Source organism: Promicromonospora sp. MS192 (assembly GCF_049532985.1).
Lineage (GTDB): Bacteria > Actinomycetota > Actinomycetes > Actinomycetales > Cellulomonadaceae > Promicromonospora.
On the sequence record NZ_CP186693.1, the window covers coordinates 4,769,264 to 4,784,345 of the forward strand.

The 15,082-nt window shown below is 71.4% G+C and carries 12 protein-coding genes; 6 read left to right on the top strand and 6 right to left on the bottom strand.

Going from position 1 to position 15,082, the window contains the following annotated elements; genetic code table 11:
* Positions 1 to 51: 51 nt before the first annotated feature.
* Positions 52 to 4,095, bottom strand: coding sequence for a S8 family serine peptidase (locus tag ACO229_RS21270; protein WP_423462714.1), 4,044 nt, complete (start codon positions 4,093 to 4,095; stop codon positions 52 to 54).
* Between the two features lie 482 nt (positions 4,096 to 4,577).
* Here ACO229_RS21270 and ACO229_RS21275 point away from each other — a divergent pair, with 482 nt between their 5' ends.
* Complete coding sequence (locus ACO229_RS21275; RefSeq protein ID WP_423462715.1) at positions 4,578 to 5,441, top strand: winged helix-turn-helix domain-containing protein; 864 nt, start codon at positions 4,578 to 4,580, stop codon at positions 5,439 to 5,441.
* A 12-nt stretch (positions 5,442 to 5,453) separates the two neighbouring features.
* Here the strand turns inward: ACO229_RS21275 and ACO229_RS21280 are convergent, their stop codons facing one another.
* On the bottom strand, positions 5,454 to 6,797 hold the full coding sequence (locus ACO229_RS21280; protein WP_423462716.1) for an MATE family efflux transporter: 1,344 nt from the start codon (positions 6,795 to 6,797) through the stop codon (positions 5,454 to 5,456).
* A 372-nt stretch (positions 6,798 to 7,169) separates the two neighbouring features.
* On the opposite strand from ACO229_RS21280, the gene dnaB reads away from it, so the two are divergent.
* Positions 7,170 to 8,534: a replicative DNA helicase gene (gene dnaB, locus ACO229_RS21285; RefSeq protein WP_397412408.1), complete on the top strand. Its 1,365-nt coding sequence runs from the start codon at positions 7,170 to 7,172 to the stop codon at positions 8,532 to 8,534.
* Positions 8,535 to 8,543: 9 nt separating this feature from the next.
* Here dnaB and ACO229_RS21290 read toward each other — a convergent pair whose 3' ends face one another.
* A complete protein-coding gene (locus ACO229_RS21290; RefSeq protein ID WP_423462717.1) occupies positions 8,544 to 9,380 on the bottom strand; it encodes a helix-turn-helix transcriptional regulator in 837 nt (278 codons plus the stop codon).
* Between the two features lie 110 nt (positions 9,381 to 9,490).
* Here ACO229_RS21290 and ACO229_RS21295 point away from each other — a divergent pair, with 110 nt between their 5' ends.
* The 3 genes from ACO229_RS21295 to ACO229_RS21305 all read left to right on the top strand — a co-directional run bounded on the left by ACO229_RS21295 (position 9,491) and on the right by ACO229_RS21305 (position 11,897).
* Positions 9,491 to 9,931: an ester cyclase gene (locus ACO229_RS21295; RefSeq protein WP_423462718.1), complete on the top strand. Its 441-nt coding sequence runs from the start codon at positions 9,491 to 9,493 to the stop codon at positions 9,929 to 9,931.
* A 139-nt stretch (positions 9,932 to 10,070) separates the two neighbouring features.
* Positions 10,071 to 11,246 (top strand): AI-2E family transporter, encoded by a 1,176-nt coding sequence (locus ACO229_RS21300; RefSeq protein ID WP_423462719.1) that lies wholly within the window; start codon positions 10,071 to 10,073, stop codon positions 11,244 to 11,246.
* Positions 11,247 to 11,309: 63 nt separating this feature from the next.
* A complete protein-coding gene (locus ACO229_RS21305; RefSeq protein ID WP_423462720.1) occupies positions 11,310 to 11,897 on the top strand; it encodes a hypothetical protein in 588 nt (195 codons plus the stop codon).
* Between the two features lie 53 nt (positions 11,898 to 11,950).
* On the opposite strand, the gene ACO229_RS21310 is transcribed toward ACO229_RS21305, so the two are convergent.
* Positions 11,951 to 12,874, bottom strand: coding sequence for an alpha/beta hydrolase (locus tag ACO229_RS21310; protein ID WP_423462721.1), 924 nt, complete (start codon positions 12,872 to 12,874; stop codon positions 11,951 to 11,953).
* A 104-nt stretch (positions 12,875 to 12,978) separates the two neighbouring features.
* Here ACO229_RS21310 and ACO229_RS21315 point away from each other — a divergent pair, with 104 nt between their 5' ends.
* Complete coding sequence (locus ACO229_RS21315) at positions 12,979 to 13,845, top strand: helix-turn-helix domain-containing protein (protein ID WP_423462722.1); 867 nt, start codon at positions 12,979 to 12,981, stop codon at positions 13,843 to 13,845.
* Between the two features lie 45 nt (positions 13,846 to 13,890).
* Here the strand turns inward: ACO229_RS21315 and ACO229_RS21320 are convergent, their stop codons facing one another.
* Positions 13,891 to 14,307 carry a VOC family protein gene (locus ACO229_RS21320; RefSeq protein ID WP_423462723.1) on the bottom strand — a complete coding sequence of 139 codons (417 nt, stop codon included), beginning with the start codon at positions 14,305 to 14,307 and terminating at the stop codon, positions 13,891 to 13,893.
* Positions 14,308 to 14,468: 161 nt separating this feature from the next.
* Positions 14,469 to 15,077: a DinB family protein gene (locus ACO229_RS21325; RefSeq protein ID WP_423462724.1), complete on the bottom strand. Its 609-nt coding sequence runs from the start codon at positions 15,075 to 15,077 to the stop codon at positions 14,469 to 14,471.
* Positions 15,078 to 15,082: the final 5 nt, after the last annotated feature.

Genomic DNA, 15,082 nt, shown 5'->3' on the forward strand with positions numbered 1-15,082 from the left:
CCCCCAGGTCACCGCGGTGACCTGGGGGCCTGACCTGTCAGGCGGGACCCGCTACTTGATCGGGTCCAGCTCGAAGTCGGTCACGACGGTGGTACCCGCCGTCACCTTCGCGGAGCCGACCTGCGGGACGTACCCGCTGGCCGTGGCGATGATCTGTGCCGTGCGCTCCGACTTGTCGAACCAGTACTCGTAGACCCCGTCGGCCCCGGTGACCAGGGTGACCGACGAGAGCTTCCCGTTGATCTGGACCACGGAGTCGTCGAGCGGCACGGCGCCGTCAGGCGTGAAGCCACCCACGGTGCCCGAGAGCTTGCCCCAGCTCTTGGGCGGGTTGACCGTCAGCGAGAGGTCGATCGACGGCGTCTCGTACGGCGTCTCCGCCTTGGCCAGGAGCGAGCCCGTGAAGGTGCCCGGCTGCGCCACGACGCCGCTCAGCGACGCCGTGATCGTCTTGCTCTGACCCGGCTGCAGCGTGAACTCCGAGGGGTCCACCGTGAGCCAGGTCAGGTCGCCGCCGGCGGTGTCACCGGAGACGTTCATGACGATGTGCATGTCGGGCCAGCCGATGGAGTCGGTGGTCGCCGGCTCCGAGATCCCGCAGTCCGTGGCGGCCAGGTACGACGGCGCGGACTGGCCCGCACCGTTCGACCCGATGTAGAACACGCCGCCGTTCGACTGCTGGTTGGGCGAGACGACCTCGACCACGAGCGTGGCGCCCGCGGGCACCTCGCCCGTCACGGGCACCGAGACCATCGTCAGGGTCGACGCGGGGATGGTCAGGTCCGCCGTCCCGATCTCGGTCAGGTTGGCGTAGGTGAACGCGCCGTCCAGCGTGTAGAGGTTGACGGTCAGGGTCTGGGCGGTGGCCTCCTCGATACCGAAGGACACCTCCGAGACCTCGAAGTCGTCCTCGATGCCGAAGTCGCTCAGCGTGAAGGTCCGCAGGAAGCGGTTCTCCGTGGTGCCCGCCAGGCCACCGCACGAGGCGGAGTTGACGGCCACGATCTCCTGCGACGCCGAGTGGGTGATCGTCGTGGCGTTCGGCGCGACCGGGATGGACTCGGGCGTGACGCCCTCGCCCGCGGTGCCCTTGCCGGCGGTCTGGAGCTGCGTCCTGGACCCGCCGATGCCGGATCCACCGAGCTTGACCGACGGCTTGGTGGACTTGACCGTGGTGACCTCGCCCTGCGGGTGCTGGATGGCCGCGAGGCCGTCCGTGCCCAGGATGTCGAAGCCGCCACCGGAGCCGGCGAGCTCGACGTCGGCCGGGGCCGAACCCTCGTTCTTCACGGTGAACCGCTTGGTCGTGGTGCTACCCATCGGAATCGTGGCGGCGAGGGACTCGGTGCTGACGGTGACCAGACCGGCCGCGAGCGACGCGTCGAACGTGCCGGTGGCCTCGGGTGCGAGGCTCAGCGTGCCCGACGCGGACTCGTAGTCCGGCGCCGTGACGTCGACGGTGTAGTCGCCCGGGAGGGCGATGACCGAGTAGGTGCCGTCCTCCCCGGTGGTCGCGGTGCGGGTCGCCGCGTCGGACGTGGCCGTGACCGTGGCGCCCTTGACGGGGTCACCGGTGTTCTGGTCGGTGATCGTCCCCTCCAGGAAGGAGAGCACGGGGGCCGTGTAGGTGATCGAGAGACCGGACGAGATCGACGGCGTGCCGTTCGAGTACTGCAGGCCGACGGTGCCGGTCGCGTTCTCGATGCCGACCGAGGCCGAGTCGCCCTTGGCCGAGCTGGTGTCGGTGACGTCGCCGTACCCGAAGAGCACGGTGCCGTCGGCGACGAGCGTGACCGAGAAGCTCAGCCGGTCCGTGGCCGGGCTGTACTTGCGGACGTTGCGCCACTCGACGACGAACGCGTCCTCGCCGTCGACCGTCGTCTCACCCGTGTACAGGCCCGACTCACCGTCGAGGACCAGGTCGTCCCAGAAGGGGAACAGTGCCGCGTTCGGCACCGCGCTGTTCGGGATGGCCCCGTTCGCGTACGACGTGCTGGCCGCCAGGAAGTTCAGGTGGCCGTTCGACGTGACGAACGCGGAGTCGTAGCCCTCGCCGTAGTACGGGAAGGTGAAGGGCAGGTCGAGCGACGTCTGGACGTCGTCGCCCGTGAGCGAGGACTCGGTGTCGCCCTGCAGGTAGTCACCCGTGGAGGTGGAGCAGGAGTAGCCGAAGTCGTCGGTCACCGCGGTGATCTCGACCGGGACGTCCTCCGCGCCGTCGACCACGACGTCACCCTCGTACGGAGCGGCACAACCGCCCGTCTCGACGCTCAGGGTGTAGGTGCCCTCGGGCACGTCGGCGAACGCGAAGGTGCCGTCCGCGCCGGTGGCGACGTCCTCGAAGTGGCTGCCGAGGCTGACCGGGACGCCCACGACCGGGTCGCCCGACCCGGCGTAGGTGACGGTGCCCGTCACGGCGTGCGACGGAGCGGCCTCGAGCGCGATGGACACGTCCGTGGTCCCGTCCTCGGTGACGACCGCGGAGGTCGGCGCCGAGGGGAGGTAACCGAAGGCCGATGCCGACACCGTGTAGTCGCCGGTGGCGACGCGGGCGGAGAAGGTGCCGTCGGCGTCCGTGGAGACGGTGCGGTCCCGCTCGCCGTCGATGGTGACGTCGGCCGAGGCGATCGGGTCGCCGGCGGCGTCGGTCACGGTGCCCGTGACGTAGCCGGTGGCGCCGATCGGCGCGGCGTCGATGAGCGCGGCGAGGTCGAGCTTGCCCTCGCCCCACACGTTGTTGTTCTCGGCGGTACCACCGCAGGTGGTGTCGTCGGTGTCGACGGCGGCCTCGTTGAGCAGCGCCTGCGTGCCCTCGATGTCACCGACGAGCGCGGGAGCGGCGCTCCACAGCACGGCGACGGCGCCCGCGAGGTGCGGGGTGGCCATGGACGTGCCGTTGAAGGCGGCGTAGCCGTCGCCGGGGACCGACGAGCGGACGTTCACGCCGGGAGCGGCGATGTTGGGCTTGATCAGACCGTCTTCGCCGGCACCACGCGACGAGAAGGATGCGATGTTGCCCGAGGAGTCGAATGCGCCCACCGAGTACGAGCTGGTGTTGGCACCCGGCGACGAGGTCGTCTGGCAGCCGGAGCCGGCGTTGCCGGAGGCCCAGGCGCCGAACACGCCGGCGGCGGCCCACGCAGCGGTGGTCTCCTCGTACCAGTCGTCGATGAAGCCCGCGGCGGTGTAGCCCCACGAGTTGTTGACGATGTTCGGCCGCTTCGACGGGTCGGGGTCGCTGCCGTCGACCTTCGTCGGAGCGACGATCCACTGGCCGGACTCGAGCAGTGCGGAGTCCGAGCAGCTGTCACAGCCGTTCGTGGCGATCCACTCGGCGTCGGGGGCGACGCCGATCTGGTTGCCGGCGCCGTCGTCGCCCACCATGGTGCCCATGGTGTGCGTGCCGTGGCCGTTGTTGTCGAACGGCGCGGGGGCCGAGCCGCTGGTGTCCTGCCAGTTGTAGTCGTGCACGACCGTGCCGTCGGACTGCAGGCCGCGGTACTGCTCGGCGAGCGCCGGGTGGTCGTACTGCACGCCGGTGTCGATGTTCGACACGACGATGCCCTGACCCGTGTAGCCCTGCTCCCACGCCTCGGGCGCGTTGATGAAGTCCAGGCCCCACTCGACGGCCTGCGGCGCCTTGTCGCTGACCGGTGCACGCTTGACCGGGTCGACCAGGTCCAGCTTCACGGTCTCGCGGATGGCCTCGACCTTGGTGCTCGCCGCGAGCTCGTTCGCGAGCTCCAGCGTGCCGTCCTCGACGAGGATGCGGTTGCTGATCCAGTAGCTCTCGTAGTCGACGTCGGCGGCCTTGAGCTCCTTGACCAGGCTGGCCTGCGAGGTCTTGGCCGTGGTGGTGAGCGCGTCGTAGACGTACTGGCCGCGCTCGTCCCAGTCGGCGATCTTCTTGGCGGCCGTCAGGTCGGCCTCTTCCGCGAGCACGACCCAGAAGTCCGCGGTCTTGCGCTCGGTCAGCATCTCCCGGGCGAAGCTCGTGAACTTGTCGTCGGGGTCGGACGTGACGCTCTTCGTCGTGGTGGAAGGGAGCGCTGTTGTCGGGGATGTTGCTGCGAACGCTGCTGGCGCAACGGTCACCGCTGAGGTTGCCAGGAGCGCGAGTGCCGTTGTGACGGCAGTCGTCGCCCTCCCTGCAATTTTCCTGCGACGGTACATGGGGCCTCCATGCTCGGGCGTCCCCGTAGCGATGGCACGGGAAGCGCGCGACGGCGATCCACTTGCTGTGGACCGCCTCCAACCGTCGGGTGCGCGGGTCGGCGGAACAAGGTCGGTTCACGGTCAGGACTCGGTCATTTCCCGGTCAAAACACGGCCGGAGGTCGGGCCTTGCCCGTGTCAATGGGTTCGATTACATTTCACCCCAACCCTCCTGAAATTCACCCTATGGGGTCCTTGCCTGGCATAAAAGCGTCAACTCGGCGGGAATGTGTCATTTCATGCACGCAACGGGCAGGTAACGAAAAATTGACCCAACCGGTACGCCCCGGGAGCAAACTGTCGCCGCTGTCCAGGTTTAACCCGGTAGGCACTCGAACGGCCGACCCATGGAGGGTGACGCACGTGACGCTCGACCCCGCACCAGGTTCCGCCTCCGGCCTCGTCGTGTGCGTAGGCCTCCCGTCCGACCAGATCATCGAGATAGCGCACCTCCTGCGCGGTCGCGCCACGGTGCTCGCCACCCCCGACGCCGAGGGTGCCCGCGCCGTCCTCGCGAACCCGAACCCCGCCCCGGCCCAGCACCCGGGCCCGCTGCCAGGAACGGCCGGGCGCGGGCGCGGCGAGACGCCGGGTCGGTTCACCAACCCCGGCCCGCCGGACGAGCCCGGCTACGGCCGTCACATGCCCGATCATCCCGGCGAGCCCGGGAACGAGGGCCTCCCGTCCCGCCCGCCGCTGGACCTGGTACCGGTCGCGCTCTCGACGGCATCCGACGCCGCGGCCACCGCCCCCGGCCGACGCTTCCGGCCGACGACCGGCGTCCTGGCGCAGGTCGCCCCCGCGACCCGGTGGGCGGCGGGCGGTCGCCGGGCCGGCCGCCCCGCGGCGTCTTCCGGCGTCGTCCCGACGAGCGGCGCCGTGCCCGTCGTCACGGGCGCGATCCCCATGGTCGCCCCGCCCACCCCGGAACCGCTGGTCGCCGGACCGCTGCTCGTGGACCTCGCGGGCCGCGAGGTCACGGCACGCGGCCGGCGCGTGTACCTGTCCGCGCGGGAGTTCGACCTGCTCGCAACGCTCGCGCTGGAGGCCGGGCGCGTGTGGTCGTTCGCCGAGCTGACGGCGCAGGTCTGGCAGCTGCCCTACCTCGGCGACTCCGACCCCGTGACCTCCGCGGTGAAGCGCCTGCGCAAGCGGCTCGCGCCGGTCCGGGACGTGGAGGTCGCGTCGGTACGCGGCGTCGGCTACCGGCTGACGGTGCAGGGGTGACGCCGGCCGGCGTCAGGCGCCGGTCACCAGCCAGTGGTCGCCCCGGGCCCGCCAGCCCGTCGTGACCGCGCGGGCCGCCATGAACACGCCCGCGAACGCGAGCCAGAGCCAGGCCAGACCGTGCGCGCCGTCGGGCGCCCAGGCGGACACGGCCGCCGCGAACGGGAGGTACACCACCAGCGTGGCCATGCCGGCCCAGGCGAGGTAGCGCCCGTCGCCGGCCCCGATGAGCACCCCGTCGAGCACGAAGACCCAGCCGGCCATCGGCATCAGCACGCCGCACACGGCGATGCCGAGCGCGATGGCCACGCGCACCTGCGGGTCGGGCGAGAACAGCGGCGCGATCCACCACCCGGCAGCCGCAAGCACCACGCCGATGACCGCGCCCGCCCCGACGCCCCACCGCAGGCAGCGGCCCAGCACCGAGCGCACGTGCCCGACGTCGCCCGCGCCGAGCCCGTGACCCACCAGCGCCTGCGCCGCGATGGCCAGGGCGTCGAGCGCGAACGCCGCGAGACCCCACAGCGAGCTGACGACCTGGTGTCCCGCGAGCGCGACCGCGCCCAGGTCGGTGGCCACGACCACGGTGACGAGGATCGCGGCGCGCAGGCTCAGGGTCCGGATCACCAGCGGGAGGCCGGCCCGCGCTCCCGACAGGATGCCCGCCCGGTGCGGGCGCAGGCTCGCGCCGCGGGCCCGGGCACCGCGCACGACGATCACCCCGAGCACGACGGCCATCAGGAGCTGCGTGACGGCCGTCCCCAGACCCGAGCCCGCGATCCCCAGACCCGCGCCGTACACGAGCGCGATGTTCAGCACCGTGTTGAGCAGCGCGCCCGCTGCCGCGACGACCAGGGGCGTGCGGGTGTCGCGCAGGCCGCGCAGCACACCCGTCGCGGCCTGCACCACGAGCATCCCGGCGAGGCCCGGCGCCGACCACCGCAGGTACGTCACGGCCTGCCGCGCGACCTCGCCCTGCGCCCCCAGGGCGGTCACGGTCAGCGGGGCGGCGAGCAGGAGGGCGACGACCAGGACGATTCCGATGCCGAGCGCGAGCCACATCCCGTCGATCCCTGACTGCAGCGCCGCGCGTTCCTTGCCGGCGCCGGTCAGCCGGGCCACGGACGCCGTCGTCGTGTAGGCGAGGAAGATGCAGAGCCCGACGAGCGTGAGCAGCACGTTGCTCGCCAGCGAGAGGCCGGCGAGCTCGGCGGTGCCGAGGTGGCCCACCACGGCGCTGTCGACGAGCACGAAGACGGGTTCGGCGACGAGCGCACCGAGCGCCGGGACCGCCAGCGCGAGGATCTCCCGGTCGATGGACCGGCGCTGGACCGGGGTGTGGCGAGGCTCGCCCAACTTTCTTTCCTCCACAGGCTGGGATTAGCGTCGATGCAGGTCAAGAGGCATGTCGATGTTTTACACAGGGGTTATCCACATCTGGGGACAGGGTTGTCCACCCGCTGTGCACAGCCCTGGGCCACCTTTCCACATGGCTGTACACAGGCCCGTCCACAGGTCTCGTTGCGCTCGGTAGCGCAGGGGCCTAGCGTCAGCGGAGCCTGCCGACCGGCCGGGTGCCCGGCGGGGCTGTGGCGTGCGGCACGAGGGCGTGTCGGAGCCGACGTCCCGCAGGGTGTCAGTGGTCGAGGGTAGAACAGGTGTAGGACGGCGGTGCGTACGCGCGGCGTGCGCGACGGTGTCATGAACTGACGAAAGCTGGAGGGCCGGATGTCGATCGAAGAGCTCGAGTCGAGCTATTCCGGGGGCGGCCCCGGCTTCGACCGCACACCGCCGCAGGACGTCGCCGCCGAGATGAGCGTGCTGGGCGGCATGCTGCTGTCCAAGGACGCGATCGCCGACGTGATCGAGCAGATCCGCGGCAACGACTTCTACCGCCCGGCCCACGAGGCCGTCTACGACGCGATCATCGACCTCTACGGCCGCGGCGAGCCGGCGGACGCCATCACCGTGGTGGCGGAGCTCCAGCGCCGCGGCGAGCTCGGCCGGGTCGGCGGCGCCCCGTACATCCACGACCTCATGGCGGGTGTGCCGACGGCGGCCAACGCCGGGTACTACGCCAAGATCGTGCGGGAGCGCGCGATCATGCGGCGCCTCGTCGAGGCCGGCACCCGCATCGTGCAGATGGGCTACGCCACCGACGGCGGCGACGTGGACGACGTCGTGAACAACGCCCAGGCCGAGGTCTACGCCGTGACCGAGCGCCGCGCGGCGGAGGACTACCTGCCGCTCGCGGACATCATCGGCCCCACGTTCGACGAGATCGACGCGGCACAGGGCCGCGGCGAGGGCCTGACCGGCGTGCCCACCGGGTACTCCGACTTCGACCGGCTGACGAACGGCCTGCACTCGGGCCAGATGATCGTGGTGGCGGCCCGGCCTGCCGTGGGCAAGTCGGTGCTGGGGATCAACGTCGCCTCGCACGCGGCGATCCACCAGAACATGGCCTCGGTCATCTTCTCCCTGGAGATGAGCCGCAACGAGATCGTCATGCGTATGCTCGCGGCCGAGGCCCGCGTGCCGCTCACCAAGATGCGCAGCGGCAACATGGACGACGGCGACTGGCAGAAGCTCGCCGCCACCATGGGCAAGGTGTCGGACGCCCCCCTGTTCATCGATGACTCGCCGAACATGTCGCTGATGGAGATCCGCGCCAAGTGCCGGCGGCTCAAGCAGAAGCACGACCTCAAGCTGGTGGTCATCGACTACCTGCAGCTCATGTCGTCCGGCAAGCGCGTCGAGTCCCGCCAGCAGGAGGTCTCCGAGTTCTCGCGGTCGCTCAAGCTGCTCGCGAAGGAGCTCGAGGTGCCCGTGATCGCCATCTCCCAGCTGAACCGTGGCGCCGAGCAGCGCAGCGACAAGAAGCCGCAGATGTCCGACCTCCGTGAGTCCGGCTCCATCGAGCAGGACGCCGACGTGGTGATCCTGCTGCACCGCGAGGACGCCTACGAGAAGGAGTCGCCGCGCGCCGGCGAGGCCGACCTGATCGTGGCCAAGCACCGTAACGGCCCCACGGACGTGATCACCGTGGCGTTCCAGGGCCACTACCAGCGATTCGTCGACATGCAGGTGTGACCTGCGGCGTCAGCTGAACTGCTGGAGACCGATCGCCGCCAGGAGCTCGACCTGTCCGGCGGCCTCGCTGCCGGGCGCGGCCGTGTAGACGAGCAGGCGCAGGTCGCTGTCGCGGACGGTGAGGATGTCGCACTCCAGGGTGATCGGCCCGATGTCGGGGTGCAGAAAGGTCCGGCTGACCGGCGCGGGCTGCGGCGGCACCCGCTGCTCCCACAGCTGCGCGAAGTCGGGGCTCGCCTCCTGCAGCTCCGCGATGAGGCCGCGCAGCAGGGTGTCCTGCGGGTAGCGCACCCACGCCTCACGCAGGTCGGCGACGACCTCCAGCCGCAGGAGCCGTTCCTCCTCGTCGGTCCGCACGTACCGGGTGGGCGTGTTCATGAACGTCGTCCACGCGAGGTTCTGCTCCCGCAGCGGCAGCATCGTCGTGTCACCGGTCAGGGCGTAGCCCATGGCGTTCGAGACCACGCACTGCCACGACGCGTCGACCACGGTGACGGGCGTGTCGGTCAGCCGGTCCAGGATGCGCTGCACGCTCGGCGTGATGTGCCGCTTGATCTGCCCCGGCAGCGGTTCGGCCTGGTCCGCCAGCCGGAACAGGTGCGCGCGCTCCTGGTCGGACAGCCGGAGCACGCGGGCCAGCGACATCAGCACCGAGCCCGACGGCTGCCCGGCGCGCCCCTGCTCCAGGCGAGCCAGGTACTCGACCGAGAGACCCGCGAGCTCCGCGACCTCCTGACGGCGCAGGCCCGGTACGCGGCGCCGCGGCCCCGCGGTCAGGCCGGCCTCGGCCGGCGACACCCTGTCGCGCCACACACGCAGGCTGCCGGCAAGCTCCCGGGAGTTCACGACCACATCACCAGTCGTACCACGCGGCGGTGCCGCGCAGGGTAGCCCTGTCAGTACGCCCCTCGTGCGGTCCCTGTTGCCGCGGCGGGCACGCAGCAAGACTCGTCGGCATGAGCACTGACACGACAGGAACGGATCCGCAGACCGCAGGGATGACCCCCGACGAGCTGCGCGACTTCTACCGCCGGTACATCGAGCTGGCGAACAACCGCGACTTCGGCCGCATGGCCGAGTTCGCGCACGACGAGGTCATCATGAACGGCACCCCGGTCTCCCGGGACGACATGGTGGCGGAGTTCCGCCGGCACACGGACGCCGTCCCGGACCTCTCCTGGGAGGTCCAGGAGCTGCTGGTCGACGGCACCCACGTGGCGGCCCGCCTCGTCGACACCGGCACACCGGTCGCCGAGTGGAACGGCCTCGCACCCACCGGAGCGACCGTCACCTTCGCCGAGACCGCGTTCTACGAGGTCGTCGACGGCCGCTTCAAGCACATGTGGTACCTGATGGACGGGGTCGCACTGCAGGCCCAGCTCACCGCCCAGGGATGACCGGGGGACCGCCGGCGTGACACTGCGGGGCCGGTCCGGGCACAGGCCCGGGCCGGCCCCGCCGCCGCGCGGCCGAGGCCGCGGCGCACTAACGTCGGCACGTCAGGCACCCGCTGGACCTGCACGAGGAGGACGGACGATGGGTCTCTTCCGCCGAGGCACGCGCGGCCCCCGACCGAGCGCCGAGAACGCACCGACGACGGGACCTGTCGTGCCCGCCGTGCCCGCCGAGAGCAGGTCGTCCCGGTTGTGGTCGGACGGCTTCGGCCGGGTCGGCACCCGGTCGCTGCAGATCCTCGCCGTCCTCGCGGTCGTCGCTGTGGTCGTGTTCGTCGGCACCCGGCTGACCCTCGTGGTGATCCCCGTGCTCATCGCGCTGGTGCTGGCGGCCGCGATCTTCCCGCTGGTCTCGTTCCTCCGCCGGCACGGCTGGCCGTCGCTGCTCGCGACGTGGGTCTCGCTCCTGGCGCTGGTCGCACTGCTGTCGGCGATCGTCTGGCTCGTGGTGCGCGCCGTCGTCGACCAGTGGGACGAGCTGCAGACGCAGGCTCTCGACGGCTTCGACTCGCTGCAGACCTACGTCCAGGACCTGCCCTTCGACATCGGCGACGAGCAGATCGCGTCGCTGCGCGAGACCGCCGTGAGCTTCCTGCAGTCCGACGCCGTGGGGTCCGGCGCCATCGCGGGCGTCTCCCAGACCGCCGACTTCGTCGCGGGGTTCTTCATCATGATCGTCGTCCTGTTCTTCTTCCTGAAGGACGGCCCGGCGATGTGGGAGTTCCTGCTGCGGCCGTTCGAGGGCCACCGGTACGAGCGCGGGCAGCGTGTGGGCGCGGCCACCGTCAGCACCCTGGGCGGCTACGTGCGCGGGACGGCGATCGTGGCGCTGGTCGACGCCGTCGGCATCGGGATCGGCCTCGCGATCGTGGGCGTGCCGCTCGTCATCCCGCTGTCCGTGCTGGTCTTCCTGCTCGCCTTCATCCCGCTGGTCGGCGCCACCGTGGCCGGCATCCTCGCGGCCCTGGTCACGCTGGTGGCGGTCGGGCCGATCGAGGCGCTGATCGTGGTCGCGATCGTCGTCGCCGTCAACCAGCTCGAGGGCGACTTCCTCCAGCCGATCGTCATGGGCCGCACCCTGCGCCTGCACCCGCTCGTCATCCTGTTCGCCCTGACGGCGGGCACGGTGCTCGCAGGCATCACCGGTGCGGTGCTCGCGGTGCCGATCGCCGCGTCGCTCTGGCGCGCGATCCAGGTGTGGGACGGGCCCGACCTGCCGGCGAAGTTCGCCCGGCAGAAGCGGGCCGAGACGGTCTGACGGCCACAGTTCACCCGACGCGAGGCCCGGCCGGGGCCGATCTCAACCATAGGCTCTTGCGCCATGAAGCGATCACTCTGGCGCAGCGAGCTGCTCGCGGCGCGTCGTGCCAGGCGGAGGACGGGCCTCTTGGTGGCGGCCTCACTGGCGGCGGTCGCGCTGACAGCCGCGTGCGCCGCGCCGTCCGAGGTCCCCGATCAGGTGACGGCCGAGAACAAGGCTCCCGAGCGCTTCACCATCGTTCCCGACGACTACCACGTGCCCTACGCCGGCACGGCCGAGGACGGTCGCAAGTTCTTCCTGAGCGAGGAGCTGTTCGACATGGACTCGGCGTTCGTCGGGGTGTTCCTGTGGAACGCGGACGGCACCTTCGACGAGGTCCGTGTCGACGAGGTCGTCGGGACTGACGGGCTTCCTCCAGGCCAGGCGGGTCCTGCCGCTGCGGAGGACGTCGTCGCGGCCCGGCTGGCCGAGCTGGGCGACTACGTGCTGGAGCCCATCGAGGTCGAGCCGTTCACCCAGGACGTGGACGGCGTCACGTTCGGCTGGCAGGTCGACCAATACGACGACGGCACCTACTTCATCAACATCCAGCCGGGCGACTTCATCGCGTACTACGCGCCCTGGGACGGTCTCGGGTACGACACGTGACCGTCGGAGCCGCGAGGGCGGCCGGCTGTCCGCCGGCCGCCCCGACGCCGCGGTCAGACCCCGCCGAGCTCCTTGCCGAAGAACTCGGTGAGCCTCTCCACCGCCGCACCCACGTGCTCGGGCCGGTCGTAGAGGTCGACGTGGCTGGCCCCCTCGATCCAGTGGAGCTCCTTGGGCTCGCGCGCGTCGGCGAAGGCCAGGGTGCCCATGTGCCTGGTGACCGCCTCTGTCCCCTGGATGATCAGCAGCGGACGGGGCGCGATCAGGCTGACGAACCGGAACTGGTCGGACGTCGCGATGCGGTCGACGCTCGACCACGTGAACTCCTTCGCGGACCGCGGGTGCGCCCCGCGCTCGGTGCGGTAGTACTCGAAACCCTCGAAGCCGTGCCGGCCGCCGAGCGCCCGGGCCTCCTCCGCGGTGTCCGGGAAGACGGGGAACATGCCCACGGGCGCACCGTGCGCCTCCGCGGTGCGTGCCGCCGCGGCGGCGTCGAGCATGCCCTGGACCACGGCCGGGTCCTGGGAACCGTCGGCGCCCTCCCGGAACTGGCGTCCCACGTCGACGCCGCTGACCGTGGCCAGCGCGCGCACGCGGTGGTCACCCGCCGTCGCCGCGATGCCGTAGCCGCCCGAGGCGCAGATGCCGAGCATCCCGATCCGGTCGGCGTCCACCTCGGGGCGCGTGGTGAGGAAGGAGACGGCCGCCTTGAGGTCCTCGACGCGGTGCGCCGGGTCCTCCAGCCCGCGCGGCAGGCCGCCGCTCTCGCCCTGGTAGGCGGCGTCGAAGGCGAGGGTCACGAATCCCTGCTCGGCCAGGCGGGCCGCGTAGGTGCCGGCGGTCTGCTCCTTGACCCCGGTGCCGGGGTGGCCGACGACCATCGCCGGCAGGGGCGCCGCGGTCTCGGGAGCGGGAAGGTAGAGGTGGCCGGCGAGGGAGATGCCGGCGCTGTCGAAGGTGACGTCCGTTCGGTTCATGCGACCAGGTTCCGGCGTCGGCCCGCGGGGCAACAGCAGCGGGTTCTTCCCCGGGAAGGATCCTTCCCTCCCGCACGCGCCCGGCCGCTCGCAGAATGGTGGTCATGACCCCGCACGTCGATCCCGACGAGCTCGGCGCCTTCCTGAGGGCGCGCCGGGCCGAGCTGAGCCCTCGCGCCGTCGGGCTCCCCGAGTCGGCCAGGCAGCGCAAGGTACCCGGTCTGCGCCGCGAGGAGGTGGCCCAGGTCGCCGCGATCAGCGTCGACTACTACACGCGCCTCGAGCAGGGCCGGGTCGCCGCGTCCGCCTCGGTGCTCGCCACGCTCTCGGCGGCGCTGCGCCTCGACGAGGACCAGCAGCGCTATCTCTACGAGATCGCGGGCAAGGCCGACGCCCGGCCCCGGCGGCGACGCGCCCGGCAGGCCGTGCGCCCCGCCATGCGGCGGCTGCTCGACCGGCTCACCGACACCCCCGCGATCGTTCTGGGCAAGCGGATGGACGTGCTCGCCTGGAACGCCGCGGCGGTGGCGCTCTTCGTCGACTTCGGCGCGGTCCCCGCCGCGCGGCGCAACTACGTCCACCTGCTCTTCGCCGACCCGACCATGCGGGCGCTCAACGTGCGGTGGGAGCACGACGCGCGGGACGCCGTCGCCGCCCTGCGCATGGAGGCCGCGGCCGATCCCGACGACCCGGAGCTGGCCCGGCTCGTCGGCGAGCTCGCGGTGCTCGACCCGGACTTCCGGCGCTGGTGGGCCGAGCACCGCGTGAACAGCGCGACGTACGGCACCAAGCAGTACCGGCACCGCGTGGTCGGCGACCTCACGCTCGACTGCGACACGTGGTCCAGCCCGGACGGCAGCGGCCAGCGGCTGATGGTCCTGACCGCCGAGGCCGGCTCGCCGTCCGAGGAGGCGCTGCGCATCCTGGCTTCCTGGAGCGCGACCCCGGTAGCGACGGACGCGCCCGCGTGACGAACGTGGGTGACATGGCGCCCGATGCCAGTCGAGCCGGGTGCCTCAGCCCCCCGCCTCTTCGAGGAACGCCTCCATCCCGCTGCCGTCCGCGAGCCCGATGATGTTGCCGGCGGGGTCGGTGAACCAGGCGCCGTCGCCGCCCTCCATGAAGCCGCGGACGATGCCCTTCTCGTCCTGGTCGAACCCGTCGTAGTGCTGGAACGGCACGCCCTTGGCGGTGAGCTCGCCCACCACCTGGTCGACGTCGTCGACCGTGAGGTGCATGACCGTGAACCCGGCCGCGGCGTGGTCCTCCTTCTGGTAGATGAACACGGCGGCACCGTCGCCCTGGCCGACCACCAGGCCCGCTCCGTCGTCGAGCACGGACACGTTCAGCCCGAGCGTGTCCGCGTAGAACGCGCGCGCCGCGTCCATGTCGTTCGCCGCGAACGTCGGCAACACCTTTCGCACGTTGACCATCGCTGCCTCACCCCTTCGTGAAAGCCGGCGACCGTACGACGAGGCCCGCCGCGGGGCGCCGGACACTTCCAGGTTGCCACCGCCGCGGGCGGGCGCAAGGCGCCGGAGGGCTCTGGCCCGAACATCACCCCGGGGCCTCGTCGGCCCGTGAGCGGGCGGTGCTACTGGCCCACGCGACCGTCGACGCGCTCGCGCAGGATGTCGGCGTGGCCGCAGTGCCGCGCGTACTCGACGATCTGCCCGAGGACGGCCTCCCGGAGCTGAAGGTCCGCACCCTCAGGACCGAAGTCGGAGACCCCGGTGTTCACGGCGCTGAGGTCGGTCACGCTGTCGAGATAGCGGTCGGTCGCCGCCGTCTCGGCGCGCCAGTGGCGCCAGGCATCGTCGACGACCTCCGGATCGGCGATCGCACCGGTCCAGTCAGCCTCGCGGTCCTCGTCGGTGCGGTACAGCTCGGGTGCGTCCTCACCCGTCATCACGCGTCGCAGATGCCGTTCGCCCGAGGCCAGGTGTCGCACCAGCCCGAGCAGGGACATGGTGGACGGCGGCGCGGAGCGGCGGGCGAGCTGCTCGGCGTCGAGGCCCGCGCACTTCATCTCCAGCGTGAGCCGGTAGTAGCGCAGATAGTCGAGCAGCATGCTGCGCTCGTCGGTGACCGGGGTGTCGGTCTCGCGCGGGTCGTCGTCGGGGTCGGTCCACATGTCGGGGAACACGGTGGCACTGGTCCAGCGGGTGGTCTCGGGCTCTTCGGCCTGCTCCTGTGAGTTCATGCACT